The sequence below is a fragment of the Neobacillus sp. FW104-15D2 genome (assembly GCF_058790155.1).
The window spans coordinates 1-26,165 of the sequence record NZ_JBYTCJ010000038.1 but is presented as its reverse complement, the minus strand read 5'-3'; the positions used below and the strand labels follow the sequence as shown (position 1 = coordinate 26,165).

The 26,165-nt window shown below is 39.5% G+C and carries 30 protein-coding genes and 6 tRNA genes; 4 read left to right on the top strand and 32 right to left on the bottom strand.

Annotation, left to right across the window (positions count from 1 at the left end; all coding sequences use genetic code 11):
- Window positions 1-290: 290 nt before the first annotated feature.
- On the bottom strand, window positions 291-1,565 hold the full coding sequence (locus tag AC3WR0_RS22700) for an extracellular solute-binding protein (RefSeq protein WP_492554406.1): 1,275 nt from the start codon (window positions 1,563-1,565) through the stop codon (window positions 291-293).
- 105 nt (window positions 1,566-1,670) lie between these two features.
- On the opposite strand from AC3WR0_RS22700, the gene AC3WR0_RS22695 reads away from it, so the two are divergent.
- Window positions 1,671-2,444, top strand: a complete 774-nt coding sequence (locus AC3WR0_RS22695; RefSeq protein ID WP_492554405.1) for an AraC family transcriptional regulator — start codon at window positions 1,671-1,673, stop codon at window positions 2,442-2,444.
- Window positions 2,445-2,463: 19 nt separating this feature from the next.
- Here AC3WR0_RS22695 and AC3WR0_RS22690 read toward each other — a convergent pair whose 3' ends face one another.
- The gene (locus AC3WR0_RS22690) at window positions 2,464-2,658 is read right to left on the bottom strand and encodes a YwbE family protein (RefSeq protein WP_492554404.1); all 195 of its coding nucleotides are present in this window, start codon (window positions 2,656-2,658) and stop codon (window positions 2,464-2,466) included.
- Window positions 2,658-2,852: a hypothetical protein gene (locus tag AC3WR0_RS22685; RefSeq protein WP_027324042.1), complete on the bottom strand. Its 195-nt coding sequence runs from the start codon at window positions 2,850-2,852 to the stop codon at window positions 2,658-2,660. The genes AC3WR0_RS22690 and AC3WR0_RS22685 overlap by 1 nt, the downstream gene beginning before the upstream one ends.
- A 490-nt stretch (window positions 2,853-3,342) precedes the next feature.
- On the opposite strand from AC3WR0_RS22685, the gene AC3WR0_RS22680 reads away from it, so the two are divergent.
- Complete coding sequence (locus tag AC3WR0_RS22680; protein ID WP_492554403.1) at window positions 3,343-4,077, top strand: polysaccharide deacetylase family protein; 735 nt, start codon at window positions 3,343-3,345, stop codon at window positions 4,075-4,077.
- 198 nt (window positions 4,078-4,275) lie between these two features.
- Window positions 4,276-4,389, top strand: a complete 114-nt coding sequence (locus AC3WR0_RS22675) for an acyl carrier protein (protein ID WP_492554402.1) — start codon at window positions 4,276-4,278, stop codon at window positions 4,387-4,389.
- A gap of 389 nt (window positions 4,390-4,778) precedes the next feature.
- Here the strand turns inward: AC3WR0_RS22675 and gvpU are convergent, their stop codons facing one another.
- The 20 genes from gvpU to sigW all read right to left on the bottom strand — a co-directional run bounded on the left by gvpU (window position 4,779) and on the right by sigW (window position 19,961).
- Window positions 4,779-5,177, bottom strand: a complete 399-nt coding sequence (gene gvpU / locus AC3WR0_RS22670) for a gas vesicle accessory protein GvpU (RefSeq protein WP_492554401.1) — start codon at window positions 5,175-5,177, stop codon at window positions 4,779-4,781.
- 3 nt (window positions 5,178-5,180) lie between these two features.
- The gene (gene gvpT, locus AC3WR0_RS22665) at window positions 5,181-6,419 is read right to left on the bottom strand and encodes a GvpT/GvpP family gas vesicle accessory protein (RefSeq protein WP_492554400.1); all 1,239 of its coding nucleotides are present in this window, start codon (window positions 6,417-6,419) and stop codon (window positions 5,181-5,183) included.
- A gap of 16 nt (window positions 6,420-6,435) precedes the next feature.
- Window positions 6,436-6,768, bottom strand: coding sequence for a gas vesicle protein (locus AC3WR0_RS22660; RefSeq protein ID WP_492554399.1), 333 nt, complete (start codon window positions 6,766-6,768; stop codon window positions 6,436-6,438).
- A gap of 24 nt (window positions 6,769-6,792) precedes the next feature.
- On the bottom strand, window positions 6,793-7,077 hold the full coding sequence (locus AC3WR0_RS22655; protein ID WP_027324046.1) for a gas vesicle protein K: 285 nt from the start codon (window positions 7,075-7,077) through the stop codon (window positions 6,793-6,795).
- Window positions 7,043-7,318, bottom strand: a complete 276-nt coding sequence (locus tag AC3WR0_RS22650; protein ID WP_492554398.1) for a gas vesicle protein — start codon at window positions 7,316-7,318, stop codon at window positions 7,043-7,045. Before AC3WR0_RS22650 ends, AC3WR0_RS22655 begins: the two co-directional genes overlap by 35 nt.
- A 14-nt stretch (window positions 7,319-7,332) precedes the next feature.
- Entirely contained in the window at window positions 7,333-8,139 is an 807-nt protein-coding gene (locus AC3WR0_RS22645; protein WP_492554397.1) for a GvpL/GvpF family gas vesicle protein, read from the bottom strand.
- A 13-nt stretch (window positions 8,140-8,152) separates the two neighbouring features.
- Entirely contained in the window at window positions 8,153-8,407 is a 255-nt protein-coding gene (locus tag AC3WR0_RS22640) for a gas vesicle protein GvpG (RefSeq protein ID WP_027324049.1), read from the bottom strand.
- Window positions 8,407-9,174 carry a GvpL/GvpF family gas vesicle protein gene (locus AC3WR0_RS22635; RefSeq protein ID WP_492554396.1) on the bottom strand — a complete coding sequence of 256 codons (768 nt, stop codon included), beginning with the start codon at window positions 9,172-9,174 and terminating at the stop codon, window positions 8,407-8,409. The genes AC3WR0_RS22640 and AC3WR0_RS22635 overlap by 1 nt, the downstream gene beginning before the upstream one ends.
- Before the next feature lie 15 nt (window positions 9,175-9,189).
- Window positions 9,190-10,110 carry a gas vesicle protein GvpN gene (gene gvpN / locus AC3WR0_RS22630; protein ID WP_492554395.1) on the bottom strand — a complete coding sequence of 307 codons (921 nt, stop codon included), beginning with the start codon at window positions 10,108-10,110 and terminating at the stop codon, window positions 9,190-9,192.
- 21 nt (window positions 10,111-10,131) lie between these two features.
- Entirely contained in the window at window positions 10,132-10,398 is a 267-nt protein-coding gene (gene gvpO / locus AC3WR0_RS22625) for a gas vesicle protein GvpO (RefSeq protein ID WP_027324052.1), read from the bottom strand.
- A gap of 63 nt (window positions 10,399-10,461) precedes the next feature.
- Window positions 10,462-10,722, bottom strand: coding sequence for a gas vesicle protein GvpJ (gene gvpA / locus AC3WR0_RS22620; protein WP_027324053.1), 261 nt, complete (start codon window positions 10,720-10,722; stop codon window positions 10,462-10,464).
- A 27-nt stretch (window positions 10,723-10,749) separates the two neighbouring features.
- Window positions 10,750-11,199, bottom strand: coding sequence for a gas vesicle protein GvpQ (gene gvpQ / locus AC3WR0_RS22615; RefSeq protein WP_492554394.1), 450 nt, complete (start codon window positions 11,197-11,199; stop codon window positions 10,750-10,752).
- A gap of 30 nt (window positions 11,200-11,229) precedes the next feature.
- Complete coding sequence (gvpT, locus tag AC3WR0_RS22610; protein ID WP_492554393.1) at window positions 11,230-11,676, bottom strand: GvpT/GvpP family gas vesicle accessory protein; 447 nt, start codon at window positions 11,674-11,676, stop codon at window positions 11,230-11,232.
- Window positions 11,677-11,721: 45 nt separating this feature from the next.
- The gene (gvpA, locus tag AC3WR0_RS22605) at window positions 11,722-11,982 is read right to left on the bottom strand and encodes a gas vesicle structural protein GvpA (protein ID WP_492554392.1); all 261 of its coding nucleotides are present in this window, start codon (window positions 11,980-11,982) and stop codon (window positions 11,722-11,724) included.
- Window positions 11,983-12,400: 418 nt separating this feature from the next.
- Window positions 12,401-14,203, bottom strand: coding sequence for a glutamine--fructose-6-phosphate transaminase (isomerizing) (gene glmS / locus AC3WR0_RS22600; protein WP_492554391.1), 1,803 nt, complete (start codon window positions 14,201-14,203; stop codon window positions 12,401-12,403).
- A gap of 581 nt (window positions 14,204-14,784) precedes the next feature.
- Entirely contained in the window at window positions 14,785-16,134 is a 1,350-nt protein-coding gene (glmM, locus tag AC3WR0_RS22595) for a phosphoglucosamine mutase (protein ID WP_492554390.1), read from the bottom strand.
- 29 nt (window positions 16,135-16,163) lie between these two features.
- Entirely contained in the window at window positions 16,164-17,393 is a 1,230-nt protein-coding gene (locus AC3WR0_RS22590) for a CdaR family protein (RefSeq protein ID WP_492554389.1), read from the bottom strand.
- Window positions 17,386-18,210, bottom strand: a complete 825-nt coding sequence (cdaA, locus tag AC3WR0_RS22585; protein WP_027324060.1) for a diadenylate cyclase CdaA — start codon at window positions 18,208-18,210, stop codon at window positions 17,386-17,388. The genes AC3WR0_RS22590 and cdaA overlap by 8 nt, the downstream gene beginning before the upstream one ends.
- Before the next feature lie 542 nt (window positions 18,211-18,752).
- Window positions 18,753-19,382, bottom strand: a complete 630-nt coding sequence (locus AC3WR0_RS22580) for a zf-HC2 domain-containing protein (RefSeq protein WP_492554388.1) — start codon at window positions 19,380-19,382, stop codon at window positions 18,753-18,755.
- A gap of 15 nt (window positions 19,383-19,397) precedes the next feature.
- Window positions 19,398-19,961 carry an RNA polymerase sigma factor SigW gene (sigW, locus tag AC3WR0_RS22575; RefSeq protein ID WP_492554387.1) on the bottom strand — a complete coding sequence of 188 codons (564 nt, stop codon included), beginning with the start codon at window positions 19,959-19,961 and terminating at the stop codon, window positions 19,398-19,400.
- A 243-nt stretch (window positions 19,962-20,204) separates the two neighbouring features.
- Here sigW and AC3WR0_RS22570 point away from each other — a divergent pair, with 243 nt between their 5' ends.
- Window positions 20,205-20,375 carry an aspartyl-phosphate phosphatase Spo0E family protein gene (locus AC3WR0_RS22570; protein ID WP_492554386.1) on the top strand — a complete coding sequence of 57 codons (171 nt, stop codon included), beginning with the start codon at window positions 20,205-20,207 and terminating at the stop codon, window positions 20,373-20,375.
- A 35-nt stretch (window positions 20,376-20,410) separates the two neighbouring features.
- On the opposite strand, the gene rocF is transcribed toward AC3WR0_RS22570, so the two are convergent.
- The 9 genes from rocF to AC3WR0_RS22525 form a co-directional block, all read right to left on the bottom strand.
- Window positions 20,411-21,307, bottom strand: a complete 897-nt coding sequence (rocF, locus tag AC3WR0_RS22565) for an arginase (protein WP_492554385.1) — start codon at window positions 21,305-21,307, stop codon at window positions 20,411-20,413.
- Between the two features lie 151 nt (window positions 21,308-21,458).
- Complete coding sequence (locus AC3WR0_RS22560) at window positions 21,459-23,354, bottom strand: ABC transporter ATP-binding protein (protein ID WP_492554384.1); 1,896 nt, start codon at window positions 23,352-23,354, stop codon at window positions 21,459-21,461.
- Window positions 23,351-25,078, bottom strand: coding sequence for an ABC transporter ATP-binding protein (locus tag AC3WR0_RS22555; RefSeq protein WP_492554383.1), 1,728 nt, complete (start codon window positions 25,076-25,078; stop codon window positions 23,351-23,353). Before AC3WR0_RS22555 ends, AC3WR0_RS22560 begins: the two co-directional genes overlap by 4 nt.
- Before the next feature lie 172 nt (window positions 25,079-25,250).
- Window positions 25,251-25,326, bottom strand: a tRNA-Ala gene (locus AC3WR0_RS22550).
- Between the two features lie 3 nt (window positions 25,327-25,329).
- A tRNA-Gly gene (locus tag AC3WR0_RS22545) sits at window positions 25,330-25,404 on the bottom strand.
- Between the two features lie 53 nt (window positions 25,405-25,457).
- Window positions 25,458-25,530: transfer RNA gene (locus tag AC3WR0_RS22540), tRNA-Lys, on the bottom strand.
- 215 nt (window positions 25,531-25,745) lie between these two features.
- Window positions 25,746-25,820, bottom strand: a tRNA-Gln gene (locus tag AC3WR0_RS22535).
- An 88-nt stretch (window positions 25,821-25,908) separates the two neighbouring features.
- Window positions 25,909-25,993, bottom strand: a tRNA-Tyr gene (locus AC3WR0_RS22530).
- 15 nt (window positions 25,994-26,008) lie between these two features.
- Window positions 26,009-26,084: transfer RNA gene (locus AC3WR0_RS22525), tRNA-Thr, on the bottom strand.
- Between the last annotated feature and the right edge of the window lie 81 nt (window positions 26,085-26,165).

The following is a 26,165-nucleotide window of genomic DNA, read 5'->3' as shown; positions in this document are numbered from 1 at the left end:
AGAAAAAGGCTCTAATGGATGATTAGAGCCTTCTCTTTTATCAAAGTAAGAGCTTGGCACCGAACTTACAGCCTACAGTGCTTCGCTTTTTCATTAAGGCTCTTTTCGTAAACTTTGTTGATTATTAAAGAAAAAACAGGCTCGCTTTCCGCGGGCAATCCGCGAGCCTCCTCGGTCGCAAACGACCTGCGGGGTCTCGCCCGGCTTGCTTTTCCCGCAAGAGTCTCGCCTATTTTTGCTCACAGTTTCTTCAATTTCCAACAATTCTTTTAGAAGAGAGCCTTCATTAATTACTCGCCTTTACCTGCAGTTTCAACTGCTTTAACAGCCTCATCAAGTCCTGTTCCAGAACTTAAGTATTTATGTGCGTTTACTTGAATTGTATCCGATACCTTTGAATATTCAGGAGATACTGGACGTGCAATAGTAGTAGTAAGCGCTTTTTGGAAACCAGGATAAGAAAGCATTTCGTTTTTAGCTTTTACTTCGGCATTGTCTAACAGGGCATTAAATCCTGGCAGGTATCCGCCTTCTGTAGACATGATTTTTTGTCCTTCTTCGCCAGCGGCAAATTTAACAAAGTCCCATGCTCCATCAACATTTTTAGAGTTTTTATTCAAGCTTAGAAGCCAACCGCCTACAGAACCTCCATTTGGAAGTGGCGCAATGCCAACTTGATCGGTTTTGATTTTAACTCCATCTTCCCGTCCTTTGATACGTCCGAATGCATAAGGCCAGTTACGTGAGAACACTGCATTTCCTTGTTCAAAGTTGGTATGAGTTTCCCCTTCCATGAAGTTCAGGATATCCTTCGGAGAGAAAGGTGCTTTTGTAAATTTGTACATTGTTTCAAGTCCGCCCTTAACATCCTGGTAGGATTTAGAGAACTCAGTAACGTTAACAGTAAGACCCTCATATTGTTTTGACTGGTAAACAAAACCGTATTTAGTATTGTTTTTGCCAGTGTATTTTTGAGCCATTGCATAAAGATCATCATAAGTATATTGGCCGCTTTCAAGCTTGGAAGCATCCTCTGGGCTTACGATATCCTTACGAAAGTACAGAAGTCCTAAGTCAGGGAAGAAAGGAAGTGTATATTGCTTTCCTTTATAGTTACCTGAAGCCATAGAACCGGCATTGAAATCAGTCTTCTTATAGCTTGCTTCGTTCATTTTTACATCAACCGGCTCAAGGTATCCAGCGCCAGCAAATTCCCCTGCCCAAACTACGTCCAAAGATAAAATATCATACTCTTTAGAACCACTGGATAGAGAGTTTAACAGCTGATCGTGCATTTGAGCTGAATCATTAGTCATTTGTGTCCATTCAACTTTGTACTTGTCTTGCTTTGCGTTGAAGGCGTCAATTAATTTCTGAGTTGCTGGTGTATTATCATTCTGAGCTGCAAATTTTAAAACAACTGGTGCACTGCTTGACTTATCGCCACCAGATGGTTTTGCTTTTTCTTTGGTGCCTCCGCTGCTTTCGTTGCTGCATCCAGCTAAAGCAATGCTGGCCGCGAAAGAAAGCGTTAACAATTTTAACATCCAATTCTTCTTTTTCATTATTGTATAACCCCCTTAAGGTATATACTTGAATTGTAAATACAAGTAAATTACAATTATATTAAAATTTCATAGTTTTTAATAAAATTATAAGGTGAAGTAAATATGAACCTAAACCAATCGATTATTCAAGGTTATTTTGAAGCCCGCCTCGAGAATAAACAAAATTACTTTGCCCATCCCTCCTACTCCCTTGAACAGCAGCTTATGGATTGCATTGGCCGGTGCGATGAAGAAGAAGCGAAAAAAGTACTGGATCAAATCAATTCGACTGAAAGGGCAAAGCTCGCAGATGATCCGATCAGATCTCTAAAGAATTCGCTTATTTGCTCGTGTACACTTTTTACTCGTTCCATTATTAAAGGGGGAGTTTTTCCGGATGACGCCTTTAGTTTAAGTGATGTTTATATTCGAAGGATCGAAAAAATGCAAACGTTTGCGGAAATAACAGCACTTGAGTATGAAATGGTATCTTCCTTTATTAATTCGCTAAAAAGGGCGAAACGGCCATACTACAATTTTGTAGTCAATAAAGCTATTACTTTTATAAATCAAGAAATAATCGGTGATTTATCATTAGAAAAAATAGCTGAATCTGCAGGTGTACATCCCGGGTATCTGTCAAAGGTATTTAAAGAGTCAGTTGGTGTAACCATTTCGGAGTATATAAATCGTAAAAGAATGGAAGAGTCAAAGTATTTTCTTCTCCATTCAAAATTATCCCTGAGCGATATTGCGCATTTGTTCAAGTATTGCAATCAAAGCTATTACACATCATTGTTCAAAAAGTACATAGGTGTAACGCCTAAGGAGTTCCGCAATATACAGGGCGGGAATAGCCATTCTCCTCTTGAAAAGGAAAAAAGCATCCATCGCTGAATGCTTTTTCTTTTGTTTATTAGGAATGAATTTCTTTTACTCGTCCAACCTGCCCATCAGTAAGGCGAACCTTAATACCGTGGGGATGAGATGGCGATTTGGTTAGAATATCTTTTACAATACCCCTTGTAAGCTTACCTGTTTTTTGGTCTGCTTTTAAAACAATATCAACAGTCAATCCAGGTAACACGTCTTTTCTATTCTGTCCGTTCATTAGACACCCATTTTTCTTCGTGTATTGCTTGGTTTTTTCGTTTGCTGGCTTTTCATTCTTTTGGTTGAAAGGTCCCCATTCGCTATTCCTTTATCAGCTGTAGCCTGGTTCTTTTTATTTTGAAGCTGCTGCTTCATCGCCTCTTGAAGGCTGATTTTCTTTTTTGGTTGTTCTGATTGATTATTTTCAGTCATGAGTACATCCTCCTTTTTGGCATATCGTAGTTAATTAAGTATAATCTATTTTCGTTTATTTGAAAAACAGACTTTTTGAAACTCCCTAATGGTTGATTAAAAACATAATGGGCAGTTCCTTTTTATACATTTCCTTATAGTATTACTTGAAAGAGACGCGGTGTTATTTTTCATATATGATCAGTTTGAATTCATCGCTTTCTTTTCCCCCGTTTAAACTGTTGATACATCAGGATTTTTCCATTTTTAATCAAACGTTTGATTAAATTAATTTGAACCGCAATCGTAAGTTGCTGTTTCGTCCTTTTATAAGTTCTTCCCCCTAATTAAGTAATGGTACCAACGAGAGAAAAGAGGGAGGCTGTATGCAGACTATATAATTTCCAGAGAGATTTCTCTGAAGTTGCACCCTGCTTTTCATTGCTCCTAATTAAAATGAACATAATGGAGAACAATAAGCACTAAATAAGCTCGATAGGAGTGGTGTCCATTGAAAACTTTCATTTATTTGATCTCTATTTTAATTTATATCTTGTCCAATTGTGATTCTGTTGAGGCCTCTAGGAAAAGCCGGCAAGAATATGAGAAAACAGGACATGTTATATGGGATATTAAAACAAATGAAAAAATGGTGGCTTTAACCTTTGATGATGGACCAAATCCTGTATACACTCCTCAAATTTTAGACCTCTTGGCACATTACAATGCAAAGGCGACCTTTTTTGTCATTGGCTCTGAGGCAGATAGAAATACGTCCATTATAAAACGGGAATATCGAGAGGGTCACGAAATTGCCCTTCACACGTATCATCATGTTTACAATTTTCATTCCAATAAAGCGGAGTTTAAATATGAATTAAAAAAAGAAGCTAATACGATTAAACGTATAACAGGCGGCTATAACCCCTCCCTTTACCGGCCCGTCGCCGGGCGCATTAATGATTTCATCGTACAAAACTCTATAAAGAACGGCTATACCGTTATTATGTGGTCATGGCACCAGGACACCAGGGATTGGGAATCACCGGGTACAAACAAAATTATTAACCAGGTCATTTCAAACACCAGACCTGGTGATATTATCATTTTTCATGATTCTGGCGGCGATCGGAAACAAACTGTTAAGGCTTTAAAGAAAATCTTAGAATTTTATAATAAAACCGGATATAAATGTGTAACAGTTTCTGAAATGTTATTTCGTTCAAAATCGATCATCCCACAATAAAGCCAAACCCTACGAATGGGTGCTATAGTTTACGTTGTTATTATGGGTCATGAAATAGTTGGGGATACCCAATTGACCCATTTGAAAAATCAGTTTTTTTATAGCAGATCAACTGGGGGTCAAAATGGGAGAATATCAGCTTAAGCATCATTCAAAAATGACTTTAAAGCCGATTCGCTTGATCTGGTGAACCTGACTATGGAAATTGAAGATGAATTCGCGATTCAAATCAGTGACAAAGCTGCAATGACACTTCAAACAGACGGTATCATCTATATTGAGAACTGTTTATATGAAAGGCGGATATCCTAACGCAGCCAGACACTTAAACAGAACGTATCGAGCAGGTTCCCGCTATATGATATGACAGAAATGCTCTTATCACTGCGACAATCCCCTTCCTCATTAATGCCTCTTTGAGCACATTAAGATATTCACCCACTGACTCAGAGGCCAAATTGACAAATCACCTAGAGTGGGTACGTTTTTTCACAATTGATTAAACATCATACTTTTTAAAAAATATTAATGATTATTAATAATGAGCCGGAAGAACATTATCGTAAAGTCAGTTATGATGATTCGTTCGTTAAGACTCAAGGGTCGGTTAGGCTAAACTTCCTTCTATCGAGTATGACAGAACTAATAAGTATTAACACAAAACAACTGCCAGGCTGCCCTGACAGTTATAAAATACGCTATCATTGTTTGTTCGTGCTGCTATCTACAATTCTTCCTAGAAAGAAACCGTCAACTTCTTTTAGCTTCCCTCTCCAGAGAATATCGCCTTGTGATGGTGTTGGTTTACTGTCACCGCAGTAAACCTTTGTATTCTTCAAATGGATAAAATGTGCTTCCGAGTCATTGGATGCTGCTGCACTTCCTGCCTTTGAAAGCTGCTCGCTTAAATTTTGCGCAACTTCATCACCTTCTCCAAATAGCTCACTTAAAATGCGAAAGTATTCCTTAGCAGCTATCATTGTTCCAGTAATAACATCACCTTTTACATTTAAAGTAATATCTAAAGAAAAATCTTGTTTATTAGCCGCCTGTACAAAAGATTCTAAAATAGTGTCCTTCGTTCCCTGCTCAATACCCATAATTTATTCTTCCTTTCTTAATCCGCCTAGAAGGAGGTAGGTTTCTTCATCACTTTCAAGAACTGAATAATGCTTCTCGTTTTCTCCCTCATTTGGCTTTTTTGGTTTTGATGTATTTTTGGTCTGAGTTTGTTGTTTTGTTTTATCCTTTTGTTTACTTTCCAATTTAGTACCTTTTGAACCTCGTTCATTTTCACTTCTTTGTTCTTCTTCAGTCTCATCCTCTTCTTTATCTTCCTTGTCTTCCTTTACAGTCTCTTTCTGTTCGCCATTTTCCGCGTCTTCGTCTGGAGCTGCTTTCTCTTGACCGTCTTCCTCTTCTTTATCTTCCTTGTCTTCCTTTACAGTCTCTTTCTGTTCGCCATTTTCCGTGTCTTCGTCTGGAGCTGCTTCGTCTTGAAGGTCTTCCTCTTCTTTATCTACTGCTGCTTCCTCTTGACCGTCTTCCTTGTCCTCTTCTGAAGTTGCCAGCCCTTGCCCTTCTTCTGCAGCCTCATTCTCTTGGTTTTCTTCCTTTTCTTCTTCAGAAGCTATTCCTTCTTCGCTATCTTGCTCGTCTTCTTCTGCAGATTTACTCTCTTGGCCTTCTTCCTCGCCTTCTTCTGCAGCTTTTTCCTTTTGACCGTCTTCCATGTCTTCTTGTGAAGTTTCTTCGTGGCTACCTTCTTGATCCCTTTTTACATCGTCTTGTTGAATTTCTTCATGGAAATCTCCCAGACCATTTTCCCCTTGACCTTCTTGATTTTCATCCTGCTCGTCTTGTTCTTCAGTAAGCTTTTTCAGCTTGTCTTCCAATTGAGTCAAGTACTCTTTTAACTCGTTATTTTCTTTTACTAAGGAATCATAATCCTTATTAGCTGATTCTTCCTGGATAGAATTTCCGAGTCTGGTTTCGTCCTCAGAATTTTCCTTTTCGTCATTCGAATAATTTTCTGTTAATGTTTCACTGTCACTTTTTAATAGTCTGCCTGCTGTGTTCTTTATGGTATCCACAGCTTTTAAGGACTTCTCTTTTGCAGCACTGCCCAATTCCATACCTTTGTTTTTTATTTTTCCGCCGTCTATATTCTTAATAAGTTTTTTACCAGTCTCAGGAGTTGCAAGATATCCGACAGTTGCACCAATTACACCACCTGCAATTGAACGCTTTATCGCACTGACATTCAGGCTGTTTTCATTTTGGTTTTTATTTTCCTGATTATTATTTTCCTCAGTTAGATTAGTCTTTTTAGTTTCTCCCATTGTAAAAAACCTCCTATTAGTAGTTGAATTCGGTTTTGCTTAGTCGATTTGTACCTATTTGTTGTTCGAGAGATTCAAGTCTCTCATGTAATCTTTTATTTTCTTCCTCAAGAGCCTTCTTATTGTTGTCTGCCGCTTTAGAGTTTAAATAGGGGTCTGTTTCCCACCAGTCCATTCCTATTTCCTTTGCTTTATCAACAGAAGCAATAATAAGGCGTATTTTAATTGTAAGTAGTTCTACATCGGCAATACCCACCGTGATATCACCCGCTATAACTACACCTTTATCTAATATTTTCTCAAGTACATCCACAATCGTACTGGATTGCATATTATGTTCGATTGCCATTTGAAGTCCTCCTTGGCATTGTTATTAAAGCAGGCTACCTAAGGGACCAAGATCGATATTTAGATCTTCCGCATCCAGACCGAAAATTTCTTTCAATTCTTCCATTTTTTCTTCCAGATTCATAAGTGCCTCACCCAAATTTTCAATTTGCTCGTCACTTAAATTCCCACCTTCGACCCGTCTAATTGCATGCCTTTCAACAATTTGCCTCAGCAGTTCAATAACTGTTAATACTAACTGTGCTAATCCATGCTCGGCATTTTCCGGATCTAGATTAATTTTTCCATTTGTTTGGCTGGCCTGTTGCATGAATCAGCTCCTCCCTCTGTATATCAAATTGTTCTGAAGACACGGTTTTACGAGTTTCCTGCTGTGACTGGACAAGAGATTCTACAGAAGCAATGAGGACTCTTAAATCTAAATAGACTAAGTCCACCCCTGCTATAGAAACCACTAAATCTGCTTTTATAGCCACACCTTTATCCAGAATTACATCCAAAATATCAATTAATGCTATATCCTTGTTTTCGACTGATTCTCTTAATGACATATCTTCATCCCCATTTATGAAAAGCAGGAAAAATGGTAAGCGGGCCACGGCCCTGTTGCCTCAAACTGCCATCCTATCTCCTTCATGTCCTTTTCATATTTCTGGATTTGTTTCAAAAAATGTTCAACTTCAGACTTGGAAATTAGGTATACACTATTCCAAGTCATATCATCTTTTCTTCCTGTAACATCACTGCTCCAGGTTCTTTTAACATTTCCCTTAAGGGCAAAGCATTTTAGTTCCAAATGTATTCTTTCGCTTACTTTGTTTTTTTCTTCTTCAAGTTCGCTATTAATCAATTTATCTAGCTTTTTCTTTTCAAAAAATTGTTTACCCTTAGGCAATTTACTAATTTCTTCTCTCTTTGCTTCTATTACTGGATGACTTTGACTCACTTGGTCCTTTAATAAGTGATCATCACAGTAAATTTTTAAATTCCATTCCTCATTTCCATCTATTAAGGCAAATGTACTCATCATTTTAGAATCATTAGATTGAACTGCTGTTTCCAGACTTTCTCGATTTTTATATAAAGTACAAAATTTTAATGGTATAAGGGTGCAGGCTTTCGATAACATCATCACCGTTTCATGATGATGAAATGCTTTTTCCTGAAGCCATTCTATATCGTTATTAATCAGTTCTTTAATTCTATTTTCTGAGTACTCTTCTGCATCGAGGTTACACACAATTGCCGTTATACTTCCTATTGGAATGGTGTATAGTTCACCTATACCATCGAAGCCTTTTAGAGAGGGAAATGATAGGTTAGTTTCTTCCTTTGTTGGAATTAATCCATACAAATAAATTAGACCGCCCATTTTACAACTCTCCCTATTTTCTCTTTGTCATCTCTTCCCATTGTTCCATTTCCAGCCGTTTTGCTACTTCATATCGAATAATTAGCTCTTCTTCCTTAGCTTTATATGCTGCTTCAGGAATCTCCCCAAGCTCAAACATCATTTGAAGCTGTATAAGCTTCTGCTGAATGGTTGGAAGGTGATACAACTCTTTATCCGCTTCTTCTTTAACCTTTTCTGCTATTTTTATCACAAGATTAATAGGTGCAGAAACAAGCTTATGCAGCATTAGGCATCCTCTACTTTTAAGCGGATATTAACAAAGTTATATGCCGCCCAAGGTCCACTGTAGTTAAATTCAACTTTATCCTTCCATTTTTCATGCATCTCATTTACAGCTTTATCAAACTCAGCTTCTTTGTCACGATCCACTAGGAATGCGGCATTTAAGAGCATCTTCTCCCCTATTGGATCATTCACTTTTGAAGCTTCAGCTAATTCCTTTAAAGGATTAAATACTTCCTTTTTAACATCTTCCTGTAAGGAGGTAATAATTTTTTGGGCAGCTCCTCCCAATTGAATTCTTTCATAGTAGCTTGCTGCTTCAGATTTACCCTGGACGGCTTTTGCCATTTTCTCGATTTTCGAATCCTGGTTAACTTGTGATTCCAGCCACTCTTTTTTTCCAATCACCTTCAATCCAAGCTCAATCTTCCCTTTTATTTCTGGAAAGAGTTTTTGGAATTGGGGATATAAATTTTCCAGCAGAACGCCAACATCCTCTTTTGAATGAAAGACATTCCCAAAGCTAACTGGAATAACCGTTTGATTCTGTTTCATTACGAGAGAAACTGCGTTTTGATGCATCATTAAATTATCCTTATTGGGATGATAAATTTTCATTGGAACCTCAGCCGCAACCATAGCAGCGTCTTTATAGCGAATGGTAAAAAGCTCTCTATTTTCATCTTCCATTTTTATTTCACCGAATGTCTCATCTTGTTCGGTCTGAATTCCACAAAAGATATATATGCCTTTCGTCTCTTCATGACTCATTGGTAAAACCTCCCCCTACTTCTCTATAACCTTTAAGTTTTTACATGCTTTTATAATTAATTTTTCCGCTGTTTTCATTGGTTCATTAGATTCGATACAACGGCTCACCTGATGGCCTAATATATCGATACATAAGCGCTGAAAACCAGGATCTGAACCATCTACTGGTATATTCCCTTCTGAAGCGATCCTTGCAATCATCAGGGAGGCTCTCAGGCTCGGCCCTTTATCATCTTTACAATCTTTCCGTATTTCAGCTATAAGCGTTGTGATGGCTTTAGCTTTGCTCTTTTCCATTTCAAGTTTTTCTGAAACGATAGCGGCCTCACGGTCAAAGTCTTTATGGTCAATAAATATGGTTATCAGCCTGTCCAGCAGTGCATCTTGTGTTTGATAGACACCTGCATATTCATCCGGATTGCTGGTGAATATCACTGCAAACTCGGGATGAACACGAACAAACGGCTCTGTTAATTTTGTTCCGTACAGAGGCAGAATTCCTTCTTCTAAAATGGATAAAAAGATATTATTAGCAGACGGCTGAGAACGGGTAAACTCATCATAAACAAGGGTGTATCCATTCTTAACTGCCTCTAGTAACCGCCCATCTCTCCATGTCTCTGTCACGCTTTCGTCCCTTTTATAAACAGATCGAACATAGTTATCTATTACTTTTTTACTCGTGTAGCCGGTAAAATCACCAATCAAATCTTTATTGTTTAATTCATGGTTACCATGAATGAGCATGACAGGTCTATTTCTTTTTTTGGCCAAAGCTAGTGCCAGGGAGGTTTTCCCTGTCCCAGACGGCCCAGTAAAATGAATTGGATAGCCAGCTTTCAAGTACTGCAATGAGCGGGAAAGTAAGTCTTCTGTCTTGGTGTCTTGTACCAATGCTCGTGTACTTCTGTTAATTTTTGTGTTTAAGACTGTCACTCTTTTTCCCTCCTGCTCCCACTACACTTCTTGTTTAATTGAACTTCTATAACGAATATCCAGCCTTTTATAGGCTGTCACTTCCTTTTCTTCATTTAGAAGGACCTCGTAAACGCCAAGCATTTCATCCTTTGCGTATTTTTTCATGTATTCCTTTTCTTCAATGACTTCCACCGTAAGCTTCCAACCACCGTTTTCACTTTCCACAACAGAAGTAATTTTATGGACCGGTGCTACGTATTCATTGAAGAAATCAGTAACATTCCCAATAATCTTTTTTATTTCCATTGTGTCCTCCTGCGATTGCATGGCTTGCCAGGGCTATTTTAACCCTGGCTGTGCCTAGATTTACTAAATACTAAAGCGGCCCTGTCTTTCATTTGATGGAGAAGGCAGGCCGTTTTCTTCAACCTCATCCCGAAGTAAGCCAACGGCTTCAGCATAACGAAGCCAAGTATCAACACTCGCAATAACTACCCTTGCTTCAACGGTTAGAATTTCTATTCCCACTACAGAGACTCTTACAAATGCATCAATGACAATACCTTTATCTAAAATTCGGTCAATAACCTCAGCTAAACTGGAACTATCCGTACTCTTTTGAAGTGCCATTCTTACATTCTCCTTTCTTTATTCCGATTAAGAACCCATTGTCTTAATGTTATTAGATGATTTTATTTTTTCTGCACTTTTGATCTTAGTAGCGCCCTTAATATCCTTAGATGTTTTGATATTTTTAACGCCTTTCACTTTTTGCTCATTGTCGTCTTTAAATTTTGAGGAAATATTTCTTTGAAGGTTCTCTCCAGCCTCAACTGCTTTCCCAAGCTTTTCACGGGCAGAGAGTAAGGCATCCTGAGTTTTTTCTTTTGCCTCACCTGCTTTATCGTGCAGTTTATCAGCAAATTCATCTCGTCCATTCTCTAGTTTTTCAGTAAACTCATTTGCTTTTTCCTGAATGTGACCCGTAATTTTCTCTTTTGCTTTTTCTACTACTATTTCTTTAGCTTTTTCTTTTATTGGTTCAGGGGTGTGGTCTATCAATTTTTCAGCAGCCTTACGAACCACTTTTTTTACACGTTTGCCCAACCCTTCACCCCCCTTTTAAAAGGAATAGAATTACTTGGATTCCGCCAGAGCAGAGAGCATTTTTTCGATTCTGTCCAGGCGGTCATTTAAGTTTTTATTCTCTTCCTTGATTTCTTCATATTGATCTGGAGAATCATCTACTTTCACTTCGTCATTATTTTCCTTATCAGAGGCTAGTGAATGATCTTCCTCTTGGGGTTTATAATTCGAAGCTAACTGCCTTAGACTATATTGAGCTTGTTCAATTAGAAGCTCTTGGGCTGTCTTTTTCAATTCATTGCCTGCGTGCTTTATAAACTCTGTTTCACTAAAATTTTTCAAGAGATTCTTGCTTGTTTCATGGCTGGATAGGAGGCCAATTCCTGCCCCTACTACCCCTCCAATAACAGCCTGGTTCATAGAAAACTTGCTATCCTTTTCTTGTGTTGGTTCTTTTTTTGATTCAGACTTTTGTCCTTTTATCTCTTGTGTTGGCATTTTATCAATCTCTCCTTTGAATTTTGTTGGTTATTTTATATAAGATCAAAAACTAAAATTCGGCTCCTTGTTTATCTGCCTATTCGTTAATCCTTCTTCTTGCACTTCATCCCGGAGGAGCCCAACAGCTTCTGCGTACCTGATCCATGTATCAACACTTGCAATTACGACCCGGGCTTCGACTGTGAGAATTTCGATACCTACTAGTGAAACCCTGACAAATGCATCAATCACAATTCCTTTATCCAGTATTCTGTCAATTACTTCAGCAAGGCTTGAACTATCAGTACTTTTTTGAACACTCATGTTTTTTCTCTCCTCTCAACTTAAAAAAATTTTTTGAGTTGAATTGGACTACTTTTTTACCAGGCTTATTAACCTATACCTTCAAGAGGAATGATTAAACTAAAGGTCATAAGATTTACTTATATAAAATCTATCCACTAATGCCTTTTTCTTGAAAACCATGAAACTTTTATGTCCCAAACTTCTATTTATAGGTAAAAAGTATGGTTTTTTTCTCCTGAAAAATAAAATCCTTTCATTTTTAATTAAAAATCCCAATCTAAAAATACAACTCATTTATTAACTCTTATTCCTCATTTATGAAACGGAGGTAATATGTACTAGTCTTTCATAACTACTTTTTACAATATTGATACACTCGCATATTTCTAAGAAAGCAAAAAAAACCCCTAGGGATTTCCCTAGGGGTTATAGCAAATTATTCAACTGTTACTGATTTAGCCAGGTTTCTTGGCTTGTCGACGTCACAGTCACGGTGCAATGCTGCATAGTAAGCAAGCAGCTGCAATGGTATAACAGAGATAAGTGGTGTTAGTAAACCATGCACTTCAGGAATGACAAAGCTGTCCTCATCAGACTCTAGGCCTTTCATAGAGATGATGCATGGGTTTGCTCCGCGTGCAGCAACTTCTTTTACATTGCCACGGATGCTTAGATTTACGGATTCTTGAGTAGCGAGGGCAATAACTGGTGTACCTTCTTCAATCAAGGCAATCGTACCATGTTTTAACTCGCCGCCAGCAAATCCTTCAGCCTGGATATAGGAAATTTCCTTTAACTTTAATGCACCTTCAAGGCCCACATAATAGTCTACTGCACGGCCAATAAAGAAGCAGTTACGGGTAACGGATAAAAATTCACGGGAAATTTGCTCAATGATTTCTTTTGAATCACAAAGTGCTTCAATGGCAGTTGCTACAAGGCCAAGTTCTTTTACCAGGTCGAAGTCAAGATTGACTCCGCGGCTCTTAGCAGTTACTTCTGCAAGGATAGCCAAGACTGCAATCTGGGCAGTATAAGCTTTTGTGGAAGCTACTGCGATTTCAGGACCAGCATGAAGCAGTAAAGTATAATCCGCTTCTCGGGAAAGAGTTGAACCTTGTACGTTTGTGATTGTTAAAGCCTGATAGCCCATTTCTTTAATTTCTACAAGGACGGCACGGCTGTCTGCTGTTTCCCCGCTTTGAGAAATAAAGATGAACAATGGCTTCTCTGATAGAAGCGGCATATTGTAGCCAAATTCACTTGAAATATGAACTTCAACCGGTACTTTAGCGATTTTTTCAATCAGCTGTTTACCAACAAGACCGGCATGATAAGAAGTACCTGCAGCAATAATATAAATCCTGTCAGCCTGGTTGATGGCATTTACAATATCCCCATCAATGGTGAGCTTGCCGGTTTCATCCTGATACTTTTGAACAATCTTACGGATAACAAGCGGCTGCTCATCAATTTCTTTTAACATATAGTGAGGATATGTTCCTTTTTCAATATCGCTGGCATCAAGTTCTGCTTTGAATGGTACACGGCTGATTACTTCCCCTCTTAGGTTTTGGATTGTCACTTCGTTCTTTTTAACAAGGACAATTTCCTTATCCATCAGTTCAACAAATTGATCCGTTACCTGAAGCATTGCCATTGCATCACTTGCCACAACATTGAATGTGTCACCAAGTCCAACCAGCAGCGGGCTTTTATTTTTTGCCACATAAATCGTTTCATTATCTTCATTATCAAGCAAAGCCAGGGCATAAGAACCTTTAAGAAGTCCAAGAGTTTTACGGAAAGCTTCAAGAGTGCTTAATCCTTCATTTGCAAAGAGATTAATCATCTGTACGATCACTTCTGTATCCGTATCACTTTGAAGGTCCACGTTACCCATAAATTCACGTTTTAAGGAATCAAAGTTTTCGATAACTCCATTATGAACAATAGTATAACGGGTCGAAGCACTTTGATGAGGGTGAGCATTGCGCTTACTTGGAGGACCATGAGTCGCCCAGCGTGTATGCCCGATGCCTGCGTTTGCATTAACGCCTGCCTCAACACTTTCCCTCAAGTCAGCAATTCTTCCTTTTTCCTTAAAAACATGTACGCCATTTTCATTTACTACCGCGATTCCCGCAGAATCGTATCCTCTATATTCAAGCTTTTCAAGGCCTTTTAATAAAATTTCCTTTGAATCATTTGTTCCAATATATCCAACAATACCGCACATAAAATATTACCTCCCTAATCAGGGGGCAAGAAAACCTCTGGAGGCACACCTTGCCCCCTTATCTCCGATTCACTGTTTTTAGTTTGCGCGCAATTTCCTCTCTTTGTCCATCTGGTTGCCCTGATGTTTTAAAGAGGAATTTTCGGCTGTGCGCTTTACAGCCGGGAGGCATCCGCCGAACATTCGATAAACCTCCACCTCGTCAACTAATCACCCATCTCCGGATTAGTCCTGGCGCTTTTTAAAACCTGTCTAACTTCGATCCACCTTTCTATTTAAAATAAAGAAAACCCTGCGATTGCAAAAGCCCTCTGGCGACGGCAAGCCGTAGTTGCACTTATGCGTTCAGAATAGCAAAAAAATCGGCATGCCTGGCGAAAGTGCCGGCTGCCCGCTCGCTGCACTTGTTTGAGATATAAATCTAGTATTAACTGCAGCAAAACACGATAATCGTACCCTAAAATAATCAATACGTCAATCTATTCAGCAATTAATTATTCCAAGCTATAATAAAAGGTATGCATAGAGGACGTTTTGCGTTCCTTTTATGCATACCCATCTATCAATTAGCAAAACAATTATTACTCAGCAAGTCCCATTTCCGCTCTCACAACATCAGCAATGCGGTTTACGAAATCGTTGCATTGTTCCTCCGTTGGCGCTTCGGCCATAACACGGACTAAGGGTTCTGTTCCAGAAGGACGGACTAAAATACGTCCATTACCACCCATTTCAGATTCAACCTTTTGGATTATTTCTTTTACCTTTTCATTATCTGTTACATGGTGTTTATCAGTTACTCGAATATTAACAAGTCTTTGAGGGAATTTCTTCATCTCTCCCGCAAGCTCTGATAATGGCTTTTGAGTAACCTTCATAATGTTAACCAATTGTAACCCTGTCAGAAGACCATCGCCTGTAGTGTTATAATCAAGGAAAATAATATGGCCCGATTGTTCTCCGCCGAGATTATATCCGTTTTTCTTCATTTCTTCTACAACATAACGGTCACCAACCGCTGTTGGTATACTTTTAATTCCATGGCTCTCAAGGCCTTTATAGAAGCCGAGATTACTCATGACTGTAGAAACTACGGTACCATGCTTAAGACGGCCCTCTTCCTTCATGTATTTAGCGCATATGTACATGATTTGGTCGCCATCAACAATTTGGCCCTTCTCATCAATTGCAATCATACGGTCGCCGTCTCCATCAAACGCAAGTCCTACATCTGCTCCCTTTTCCTTCAAAAATACCGCCAGAGCTTCAGGATGTGTGGAGCCAACTCGATCATTTATATTCAGGCCATTTGGCGATGCACCCATTGTAGACAAGTCAGCATCAAGATCAGCAAACAGATAAGTAGCCAGTGATGAAGTAGCCCCATGTGCGCAGTCCAGTGCAATATGGATACCTGAGAAATCTTCATCCACAGTTTGTTTAAGGAACTGGAGATACTTTTGGCCGCCCTCAAAATAATCAACAACTTGGCCAAGGTCTGCTCCAGTTGGGCGTGGAAGCTGGTCTTCAGCCATATCAAGAAGTTTTTCTATTTCTAATTCCTGTTCATCAGACAATTTAAATCCATCTGGACCAAAAAATTTGATTCCGTTATCAGCAACTGGATTATGGGAAGCTGAAATCATAACGCCTGCTTGAGCCCCAAGTGCCTTTGTTAAATAAGCTACCCCCGGTGTAGAGATAACACCGAGTCTCACTACCTCTGCTCCTGTGGAGAGCAAGCCTGCAACTAGTGCACCTTCCAGCATATGACCTGAAATCCTAGTGTCACGCCCGATTATCACTTTCGGTTTGTCCTTGTCTTTCGTTAATACATATCCGCCGAAGCGCCCTAGTCTAAATGCCAGTTCGGGAGTTAGTTCGCTATTTGCGACTCCCCTTACGCCATCGGTTCCGAAATATTTACCCATTTATAATCGCTCCTTATATCCTTCAGTTATTATACGCCAGCTTGCGAAATATTGACCTTGGCCGTAGCCTTGTCCAATTCCCAGTTAATGTTTGAAGGCCCTACCACTTGAATTTTAACATCGTGGTCCCCTTCATTAAGGTTGGACAAATCAATAAAAAGTTTAAAATCGTCTGGCTTTAGATTGTTAATCGTATCGCTTGACCCGTTAACCAGCAGATCCACCTTGCCTGCTTCAGGGTCCTTAAAGGTTGCTTTATATTGGCTAGGAAGTCCCTGTTCATTAATCAGAAGTCCACTGATACTTTTGGATGTTTCCTTTTTCACTTTAATTTTGGCTTTGACTAATTCAGGAGTAACCCTTAGGACCCCATTTGGTATGATTACCGGCAGAGTAAGGGTTGTATCATCTGTAATCTGTCCTTGGTCTATTTCAACTCTTACACTCTTCACTGTATTCAGGATATTTTCATCAGCGCTGATAGCTGCTTCTTTTGTGTCCAGATCAATAGAATCTATAGTAACTCCAGACGGGAGTGTTCCTTTTTTAACAATATCAATAGGAACCGTTTTGCTAACGCTCTTTACCGGAATCGTCACGTTAACCGTTTCAGGCTCCACTACGACCTCAAGCTTATTTAGCTCACTGTCAAGAACCCGGACTCTGGCCTGCCTTGTCGTATCCTTACTAAGAGGATCTCTGATTTCAGGAGTAGCTTTCACATAACTTATTCTATCAATTACATCTTTTGCGCCAGTAATTTTTACTTTATTCGGTTCTACCACCGGTTCCCCGGCTGAATAGCCATCTTCAATCATGCTTTTACTTATTTCGGCATCAACCTTAAACTCTTTTGTTACCTTCGACTGTACTGAAACGTTGGCAAAGGCTGGCTCTAATGTAGCTTTCAAACTTGAAGACAAGTCTTTTATTTGCAGTTTAACTGTTTGGGAACCAGGCTTGGCGTCTGACAAATCAACAAAAACTTCAAAATTTTTAAGTGTTTTGGCTGATTGAACTAAGCTTATAGGTCCGCTGATTGTTACTTGTACGGTGTCTGGCAAGCCAGAAACAACCAGGTTATTTGTATCGTAATAGGCTTTTACTGGTACATCTGAAATGGTTACAGTATTTTGATCGGTTTTTGTATTACCCTGTGTTATCTTGTTTGTAGGCTGCGGTACTGAAGAATATAACAAAAATGCTAGCAATAAGGCTAAAATTTTTATAAACCAGGGATTATCCATCAGTTTATCCATTTTTCTTTCCCCTCCAGTTCCACCGGGCTGAAGAAGCTTGTTTCACTCTGTTTACAAGCAATTCATTTGAAAGAATTTCCTTAAACTGTTCTTGGCTGAGGTCTCGATGCAGCTCTCCATTTTTCGTCAGCGAAATTCCACCGGTTTCCTCAGAAACAACGACTGTAAGACTATCAGTAACCTCACTGATACCTAATGCTGCACGATGTCTTGTTCCCAGTTCCTTCGAAATAAACGGACTTTCCGATAAAGGAAGGTAACAGGCTGCCGCTGCGACAGTAGTTTTTTGAACAATGACTGCCCCATCATGCAATGGCGTATTTGGAATGAAAATATTGATCAATAATTCTGAAGAGATTCTTGAATTCAGCTGAATCCCTGTTTCGATATAATCACTCATGCCCGTTTCTCTTTCAATGGATATTAATGCACCTATCCGGCGCTTTGCCATATAGTCGGTTGCTTTAAGAATCGCTGTGACGGTTTTCTCCTGTTCCTCTTCTTCAGGAACACTGCTTCTTGAGAAAAACTTTCCTCGTCCCAGCTGTTCAAGGGCCCTTCTAAGTTCAGGCTGAAAAATAATGATGATTGCAAGAAATCCCCAAGTTATGGCTTGTTCCATCATCCAGCTTAATGTTTTTAAACCTAAAAACTCACTGACCACCCGCACAAGGAGGATAACAAAAATCCCTTTTAAAAGCTGAACAGCCTTTGTCCCTCTTATAACCATGATCAGTTTATAGATGACATACCAGACAAGGAGAATATCAACAATACTGGCTAAATACTTCAATGGCGTGAAATCTGCAAACGGCATTGTTATTCCTCCGTACTATTTATAGAAAGCATAAATGCAACTATGTAAATTTAACTTAACCATTATAACATACTTTCTTCCTGTACCAATTTTATATACATAGAAATGCGTAAGGCGTCCGCTTAGCGACGTAAGGACAGGGGCCCGCTGCGACTGAGATAAAGGAAACACGAAGAGCTGCGCGATTCGATGTTGACTTATCGTAGGGAGAAGTGGGATGGCCACTAGTCGCTGGGCGCCTGGAGCTGGACAAAGAAAGAGAAATGCTGAAACGCCTTGAACAGGGGCGACAAGCGTAAGACGAGCCGGCTAGAAGGTTGCTCTTTAACCTTCAGACGGATTGGCTTACGACCTTGCGGGGCTTAGGCGCTGAAGTTTGAAAGACTTCCGGAACGCCTGCGGGAAGCGGGTGCCGAGCAAGAGTCAGGTAAAACCAGAGCCAATAACAAAAAACACACGACATTTTCGTAGTGGAAATGCCGTGTGTGCTTAACCATGTTATCTTATTTTCCGCCAAAGTTAACAGCCACCTGTTCGACAGGCTATTTCTCAGTTTTATTCGACTCAAAAATATTAACAACATCCTTAGCTGTCTTCTTCATATAAAACCAGATCCAGTCAAAGACTTCATTTACTTCTTCTATTTCTCCTGTTACATGTCCGGCGGAAGCAAGGTATTTCTCTCCGTTAATAACCGTAACATCTCCTTGTACTTCCCCTTCTATTTTTAATTTGCCATTGCGGACGATGACATCGCCTTTGACGACTTTTCCCTTAGGCACAATGACAGTATTATTTTTCACCACTAAATTATTCTGTTTTGAAACGGAAAACTCATGATCCTGATTCCATGTCGACAGCAGGCTCCCTATCATTAAAATGAAAAAGACTGAGGCTGCGGCTAAAACTGGGTGATGCTGGAGCCAGCGCTGCGCACTTACTTTCTTCTTTTCCTTTGGAAGACGGGCCAGGACATTTTCAGTGAAGTTCGCGGGTGCTTTTATTTGCGATATGCCTTGTACAAGTGTAATAGTTTTTTTCAGCTCATAAAATATTGCCTCACACTCTTTACAACTTTGCAGATGCTCATTTAACTTCTGCTGATTTTCCCTGTCGATATCTCCATCCAAGTATTCATGCATCCATTCAACTATCTGTTCGGGGCATTTCAATTTATTCACCTCTTATCAAACATGGCGCAGCTGCTTCCTTAATGCTTCCCGGCCTCTATGAATCCTGGTCTTCACTGTTCCCAGAGGCAAGTCGAGAATTTCACTTATTTCATTTAAGGAGAGCTCCTCAATATATTTTAATACGATAGCCGATCTGTACTTTTCGGGGAGTTTCAAAATCTCTTGCTGAATTGTTTCCTGCAACTCCTGTGATTCAAGTTCTTTTTCCGGGAGAGGAGCATCTGACGCAATTTGCGAATACATCGTAAGCCCGTCCGTTCCTGCTACTTCTGCATCCAAATAATAATCAGGCTTCTTCTTCCGTATTCGGTCAATACAAAGATTCGTGGCAATGCGGAAGATCCAAGTGGAAAACTTTAAATCCTGATTAAAGCTGCTTATATTCATATACGCCCGAATGAAAGCTTCCTGTGCTGCATCTTCAGCTTCCTGCTTATTACCGAGCATACGAAAACAGACATGGTACACCCTGTCTTTATATAATTCCACTATCTCACCAAACGCATTTTGATCGCCTTTTTTGACCTGTTTGATCCTTTTTTTGACGATTGTTTCCATTTCTTTACCTCCGCTTCAAATGCGGCTATTCGATATACGAATCGATAGCGGAAAAGGTTTCACTTTTTTAAAAATAACTGAGGGCATAGCCACTTGCTATACCAATAATGATATACAAATTTGTTTGGAAAATATCATACCTATTATATTAACAAATATTTGCCTAAACTTGTAAAAAAACAAGTTTATTAGCGGGTGATTTTGGGGATAAATGATAGTAAAAGGGACAAGGGATGGGTATTTATGAACACGCAAGTAATAAACTTAATGAACGACATTGAAAGGTGCAGGACGGAAATGGTGCAGCTGGCTTCCAGTACATCTTTATCGGACCATCAGGTGGTTGCTGCTAGTACCCGCCTTGATTTTCTTTTAAATAAATATTATTTATTAACTTCAAGAAAAAATTCATAAATTAAAAGCAGCTGCATAAGCGGCTGCTTTTTCATTTATAATAGTTTCTCTCCAAATAAGGAGGCCATCAGTTCAACAGCCACAATCGCCGTTCTGTTCTTTTCATCAAGAATTGGATTTACTTCCACAAACTCAGCAGAGGTTATGATTTGTGATTCTGCCAGCATTTCCATCGCCAGGTGACTTTCTCGGTAGCTAATACCTCCTATAACCGGAGTACCTACTCCAGGTGCATCATCCGGATCCAGACCATCAAGGTCAAGTGAAAGATGCACTCCATCTGTTCTCTCTTTCAGGTAAGCAATCGTTTCTTCCATTACCTGAGCCATTCCTAGTCTGTCAATTTCATGCATGGTATAAACTCTGATGCCTTTTTCCTTAATCAGTTTTCTTTCTCCTTCATCCAGGGAGCGAGCACCTATAATAACTACATTCTCAGGTTTAACTTTTGGGCTGTATCCTCCTAATTCCGTTAAGGAACGGTGACCCAGTCCAAGACTTGCAGCCAGCGGCATTCCATGAATATTACCAGAAGGACTAGTTTCAGCAGTATTTAAATCTCCATGAGCATCATACCAGATAACTCCCAAATTCTTATAATGCTTTGAAACACCTGTAAGTGTACCAATAGCAATACTATGGTCTCCCCCAAGTACTAATGGAAAAGAACCCTCTTTGATAACTTCATCTAACTTATCCGCGAGTATTTCACTTTTTTCTACAATCAGTTCAAGATTCCGCAGTTTTGAATCTGGGTCAATAGCAACCTTTGGTCTTCCTATTGCGATATCTCCCAAGTCCTCTATTTCTTCAAAAAACTCTTCTAGTTTTTCATTTATTCCTGCGTAACGAATTGCACTCGGACCCATATCAACACCACGTCGAAGCTGACCCAAGTCCATAGGCATTCCTATGATTGAAAGCTTTTTCATATTTAAATCCTCCTAATCCAAGTTCTACCACTATTTTAACCGCTTACATTCCATTGACTCAACTCGACACTTTTTTGTATATATATACGGTTTCTCACTCGCTAACTTAAAAAAAGGGTTATAGGCAAAATTTACCCATAACCCTTATCTATTATCCTGCATTCTTTTTTTCATCCATTGCAGCAAATTGGCTATTGTATAAATCAGCATAGAAGCCGCCGTTTTCAAGTAATTCTTTATGATTTCCTTTTTCGATAACAGTACCATTGTTCATTACTAGAATCATATCTGCTTCTCGAATGGTAGATAACCGATGGGCAATAATAAAGCTTGTGCGCCCCTTCATCAAACGCTGCATGGCTTGCTGAATCTGGAACTCAGTCCTGGTATCCACACTGCTCGTTGCTTCATCTAATATAAGAATAGCTGGATTAGCTAAAATAGCTCTAGCAATGGTCAGAAGCTGTTTCTGCCCCTGAGAGATATTAGATGCTTCCTCATTTATAACCGTATCATAGCCATCCGGAAGAGTTCTAATAAAGTGATCAGCATAGGCCATTTGAGCAGCTGTAACTATTTCCTCTTCCGTTGCCCCTTCCCTTCCATAAGCTATATTTGCCCTTATTGTACTATTGAAAAGCCAAGTGTCCTGAAGCACCATTCCAAACAATCCGCGCAAGTCCTTCCTTTTGAGTTTTCTGCTGTCTATACTATCGATTAAAATTCTTCCTGAGTTAATCTCATAGAAACGCATTAATAAATTGATAAGGGTTGTTTTTCCTGCACCCGTTGGACCTACAATTGCCACTGTTTGGCCGGGTTTAACTTCAATGTTCATATCTTCTATTATCGGCTCAGTTTCTTTATAGCCAAATGATACATGTTCAAAAATTACTTCACCTTTAGGATTATCTATTTCTATTGGAGTAGTATCTTCTGGTATCTGTTCAGTTTCATCCAAAATTTCAAAAACACGTTCAGCACTGGCAATGGTAGACTGGATGACATTTGCTATCATGGCCGTTTGGGTTATCGGCTGTGAAAATTGTCGTGCATATTGAATAAATGCTTGTATGTCACCAATCTCAATCGCCCTTTTCGTTACCAAAATTCCCCCTGTTACAGAAACAAAAACATAGCCAATATTATTGATAAAAGACATAAGTGGCATAATCATCCCAGAAACAAATTGAGCCTTCCAGCCTGATTCATACAATCTGTCATTGATTTCTTCAAATGTCTCAATCGAATTTTTCTCATGACCAAATACCTTAATTACCTTATGGCCTGTATACATCTCTTCTACATGACCGTTTAGCTGGCCAAGAGATTTTTGCTGGCCCTTAAAGAATTGCTGAGACTTTTTAGCTATTTTAGCTGTTGCAAAAAAACTCAAGGGAAGAGTAATAATTACAATAGCGGTCATTAAAGGACTTATAGAAAGCATCATGACTGTTACACCTATCAGGGTTATGATCGATGTAATTAGCTGTGTAAGACTTTGCTGTAATGTTGTGCTAATATTATCGACATCGTTTACGGCACGGCTCAGGATTTCACCATGCGTATGTGAATCAAAATACTTGAGTGGCAAACGATTAAGTTTTTCATCTATTTCTTTCCGCAAATTGCTTACTGTCCGTTGGGCAACTCCAGCCATGATATATTGCTGAATAAAAGCGAATATAGCACTCATAATATATAGTCCAATTAAGAGAACAATAATATGGGCAATATATTCAAAATCTATCTTAGCACCAGGTACTCCCTTCAGCTTCATCATAAGGCCTTCAAAAAGTTTAGTAGTAGCTTTACCCATATATTTAGGGCTGACGATAGAAAAAACTGTACTGATAATAGCAGTAACAAAAACAGCTGACAGCTGGAGATAATATGGTTTCAAATAAGTAATCAGCCTTTTTAATGTTCCTTTAAAATCTTTGGCTTTCTGAACTGGCATACCCATTCTGCCCGGTCCGAATCCTCCTCCTTGTCTCCTTGGACTGGAAATGGGCTGACTAGTTTGGCTGCTTTTCTCTCTGCTCATGCAATTTCCTCCTCGGACAGCTGGGACATGACAACCTCACGGTAAACAGAGCTTTTTTCTATAAGTTCTATATGTGTGCCAATACCTGCAATTTCGCCATTATCCATTACGATGATTTGATCTGCATCCATAATGGTACTCACCCGCTGTGCAACAATTACGACCGCAGAGTTCATGGTCTCTTCTTTTAAAGCCTGGCGTAGCTTGGATTCGGTTTTAAAGTCTAGAGCAGAAAAGCTATCATCAAATATATAAATCTCAGGTTTTCTAATGAGAGCACGAGCAATCGATAAGCGCTGTTTCTGCCCTCCCGATACATTCGTCCCCCCCTGTGAAATTTGTGAATTAAATCCATCAGGCATAGCATTTATAAATTCTGCTGCCTGTGCAAGGTCTGCCGCATGCTGGACTTCTTTATCTGTCGCATTCTCTTTTCCATACCGAATGTTTTCAGCAATCGTTCCTGTAAAAAGAATAGCCTTTTGGGGGACAAAACCGATTTTTTGGCGAAGTGTTTCTTGTTTTACATTTCGAACATCAATCCCGCCTACAAGAACTCTTCCACTGTCTGGATCATAAAAACGAGGAATTAGATTAATGATAGTGGATTTTCCAGAGCCTGTTCCACCAATAATCGCTGTTACCTCCCCAGGGTTTATAGAAAAAGTAAGATGAGATATGGCGGGCACCTCTGCACCAGGATAGCTAAATGTCACATCCTGAAATTCTATCGTTCCTATTTTTCTTTCCTCTTTCGACGGATTGGAGGGATCTTTTATATCCGGAACGGTTTCTAGTACCTCATTAATTCTAGCAGCGGATACGGATGCACGAGGAATCATAACAAACATCATTGAAAGCATAATGAAAGAAAACATAATCTGCATGGCGTATTGGAGAAAAGCCATCATATCCCCAATCTGCATATGGCCACTGCTAATCCGGATGCCTCCAAACCAGATTATTGCAACTGAAGATAAATTGAGAATCAACATCATAACTGGCATCATGGCAGCCATTATTTTATTTACTTTAATTGCCGTTTCCATTAAATCGGCATTGGCTTCATTAAATCTTTTTTTCTCATAATCCTCACGATTAAAAGACCGAATTACGCGAATCCCTGTTAAATTTTCACGTAATACACGGTTTAAATTATCTAATTTCACCTGCATTGCTTTAAATAGAGGTATTCCACTCTTAGCTATAATAAAAATTACAAGAACCAGTACAGGGATAGATACAGCAAGTACTAAGGTCAATTTTGCATCCTTTGAAAAGGCCATAATAATTCCACCAATACACATTAGCGGAGCCATGGCCATCATTCTCAACATCATCACTGACAACTGCTGTACCTGGGTAATATCATTAGTAGTTCTTGTTATAAGCGATGCGGTTCCATGCTTATCAAGCTCCTGCAGGGAAAAGTTTGAAACATGCATAAACAGTCTGCTTCGCAGTGACTTTCCGAATCCTGATGATACCCTTGCAGATAAATAACTCGCAGAAATAGAACAAATCATTCCACCCGCTGCAACTAAAAGCATAAAACCCCCAATTTTCCAGATGTAATGGGTGTTCCCGGTTACCACACCTTTATCCACTATGTCCGACATCAATGTCGGTAAATATAATTCAGATAAAGACTGAAGTAAAACAAGTATAAGAACAAAGCCTATCAGCACTCTAAACGGCTTTAAAAAATCACCTAGTTTTCTCATGCTTTATTCCCGCCTTTTTTATTTTTATATCTTTAATTCTTAGTCACTCCATTATATTCCTCTTTCTTCCCCTAGATCTATAAACAGACGATCTTGTTAAATATGATAAAAATACATTAAAAAAGCCTTAAATCCAAATACGGATTTAAGGCATAAATAGTGTATGTAGTATTGGTGGAGACTAGCGGGATCGAACCGCTGACCTCCTGCGTGCAAAGCAGGCGCTCTCCCAGCTGAGCTAAGCCCCCATATGGAGCGGAAGACGGGATTCGAACCCGCGACCCCCACCTTGGCAAGGTGGTGTTCTACCACTGAACTACTTCCGCAGTGTATAAATGAATAAAAACCCCTGAATATTTTCAAAGGGTTAACATAAATGTGAGCCATGAAGGACTCGAACCTTCGACCCTCTGATTAAAAGTCAGATGCTCTACCAACTGAGCTAATGGCTCGTAATGAAAGACGCATCCTAAACCTTGGTACGTCACAGATGTTCCGTTTACCACTTTTCAAGTCGTAAACTCCACAACTCGTAGTATTTGCAAGATGCTATGCTCGTTGCTCTACCAACTGAGCTAATGGCTCGTAATGAAAGACGCATCCTAATCCCTTGGTACGTCACAGATGTTCCGTTTACCACTGTCCAGTCGCAAACATTAAATTAAAATGGCTGGGCTAGCAGGATTTGAACCTACGAATGACGGAGTCAAAGTCCGTTGCCTTACCGCTTGGCTATAGCCCAATGAATGTATTGAAGCTTAGTCATCAATTGGCGAAGACCCATTGACTTAAGCAATCTTAGTATTACCCATTATTGAAGTAAAAATACATGGTGGAGGGGGACGGATTCGAACCGCCGAACCCGGAGGGAGCGGATTTACAGTCCGCCGCGTTTAGCCACTTCGCTACCCCTCCATCATATAAAAAAGATGGTGCCGGCGAGAGGACTTGAACCCCCAACCTACTGATTACAAGTCAGTTGCTCTACCAATTGAGCTACCCCGGCATAAATATGGTGGAGGATGACGGGATCGAACCGCCGACCCTCTGCTTGTAAGGCAGATGCTCTCCCAGCTGAGCTAATCCT

What these genes read in the sequence shown, in the direction of transcription:
- AC3WR0_RS22700 (WP_492554406.1), bottom strand. Translation starts at nt 1,565, where the DNA reads ATGAAAAAGAAGAATTGGATGTTAAAATTGTTAACGCTTTCTTTCGCG.
- AC3WR0_RS22695 (WP_492554405.1), top strand. Translation starts at nt 1,671, where the DNA reads ATGAACCTAAACCAATCGATTATTCAAGGTTATTTTGAAGCCCGCCTC.
- AC3WR0_RS22690 (WP_492554404.1), bottom strand. Translation starts at nt 2,658, where the DNA reads ATGAACGGACAGAATAGAAAAGACGTGTTACCTGGATTGACTGTTGAT.
- AC3WR0_RS22685 (WP_027324042.1), bottom strand. Translation starts at nt 2,852, where the DNA reads ATGACTGAAAATAATCAATCAGAACAACCAAAAAAGAAAATCAGCCTT.
- AC3WR0_RS22675 (WP_492554402.1), top strand. Translation starts at nt 4,276, where the DNA reads ATGGAAATTGAAGATGAATTCGCGATTCAAATCAGTGACAAAGCTGCA.
- gvpU (WP_492554401.1), bottom strand. Translation starts at nt 5,177, where the DNA reads ATGGGTATTGAGCAGGGAACGAAGGACACTATTTTAGAATCTTTTGTA.
- gvpT (WP_492554400.1), bottom strand. Translation starts at nt 6,419, where the DNA reads ATGGGAGAAACTAAAAAGACTAATCTAACTGAGGAAAATAATAATCAG.
- AC3WR0_RS22660 (WP_492554399.1), bottom strand. Translation starts at nt 6,768, where the DNA reads ATGGCAATCGAACATAATATGCAATCCAGTACGATTGTGGATGTACTT.
- AC3WR0_RS22655 (WP_027324046.1), bottom strand. Translation starts at nt 7,077, where the DNA reads ATGCAACAGGCCAGCCAAACAAATGGAAAAATTAATCTAGATCCGGAA.
- AC3WR0_RS22650 (WP_492554398.1), bottom strand. Translation starts at nt 7,318, where the DNA reads ATGTCATTAAGAGAATCAGTCGAAAACAAGGATATAGCATTAATTGAT.
- AC3WR0_RS22645 (WP_492554397.1), bottom strand. Translation starts at nt 8,139, where the DNA reads ATGGGCGGTCTAATTTATTTGTATGGATTAATTCCAACAAAGGAAGAA.
- AC3WR0_RS22640 (WP_027324049.1), bottom strand. Translation starts at nt 8,407, where the DNA reads ATGCTGCATAAGCTTGTTTCTGCACCTATTAATCTTGTGATAAAAATA.
- AC3WR0_RS22635 (WP_492554396.1), bottom strand. Translation starts at nt 9,174, where the DNA reads ATGAGTCATGAAGAGACGAAAGGCATATATATCTTTTGTGGAATTCAG.
- gvpO (WP_027324052.1), bottom strand. Translation starts at nt 10,398, where the DNA reads ATGGAAATAAAAAAGATTATTGGGAATGTTACTGATTTCTTCAATGAA.
- gvpA (WP_027324053.1), bottom strand. Translation starts at nt 10,722, where the DNA reads ATGGCACTTCAAAAGAGTACGGATAGTTCCAGTTTAGCTGAGGTTATT.
- gvpT (WP_492554393.1), bottom strand. Translation starts at nt 11,676, where the DNA reads ATGCCAACACAAGAGATAAAAGGACAAAAGTCTGAATCAAAAAAAGAA.
- gvpA (WP_492554392.1), bottom strand. Translation starts at nt 11,982, where the DNA reads ATGAGTGTTCAAAAAAGTACTGATAGTTCAAGCCTTGCTGAAGTAATT.
- glmS (WP_492554391.1), bottom strand. Translation starts at nt 14,203, where the DNA reads ATGTGCGGTATTGTTGGATATATTGGAACAAATGATTCAAAGGAAATT.
- glmM (WP_492554390.1), bottom strand. Translation starts at nt 16,134, where the DNA reads ATGGGTAAATATTTCGGAACCGATGGCGTAAGGGGAGTCGCAAATAGC.
- AC3WR0_RS22590 (WP_492554389.1), bottom strand. Translation starts at nt 17,393, where the DNA reads ATGGATAAACTGATGGATAATCCCTGGTTTATAAAAATTTTAGCCTTA.
- cdaA (WP_027324060.1), bottom strand. Translation starts at nt 18,210, where the DNA reads ATGCCGTTTGCAGATTTCACGCCATTGAAGTATTTAGCCAGTATTGTT.
- sigW (WP_492554387.1), bottom strand. Translation starts at nt 19,961, where the DNA reads ATGGAAACAATCGTCAAAAAAAGGATCAAACAGGTCAAAAAAGGCGAT.
- AC3WR0_RS22570 (WP_492554386.1), top strand. Translation starts at nt 20,205, where the DNA reads ATGAACACGCAAGTAATAAACTTAATGAACGACATTGAAAGGTGCAGG.
- rocF (WP_492554385.1), bottom strand. Translation starts at nt 21,307, where the DNA reads ATGAAAAAGCTTTCAATCATAGGAATGCCTATGGACTTGGGTCAGCTT.
- AC3WR0_RS22560 (WP_492554384.1), bottom strand. Translation starts at nt 23,354, where the DNA reads ATGAGCAGAGAGAAAAGCAGCCAAACTAGTCAGCCCATTTCCAGTCCA.
- AC3WR0_RS22555 (WP_492554383.1), bottom strand. Translation starts at nt 25,078, where the DNA reads ATGAGAAAACTAGGTGATTTTTTAAAGCCGTTTAGAGTGCTGATAGGC.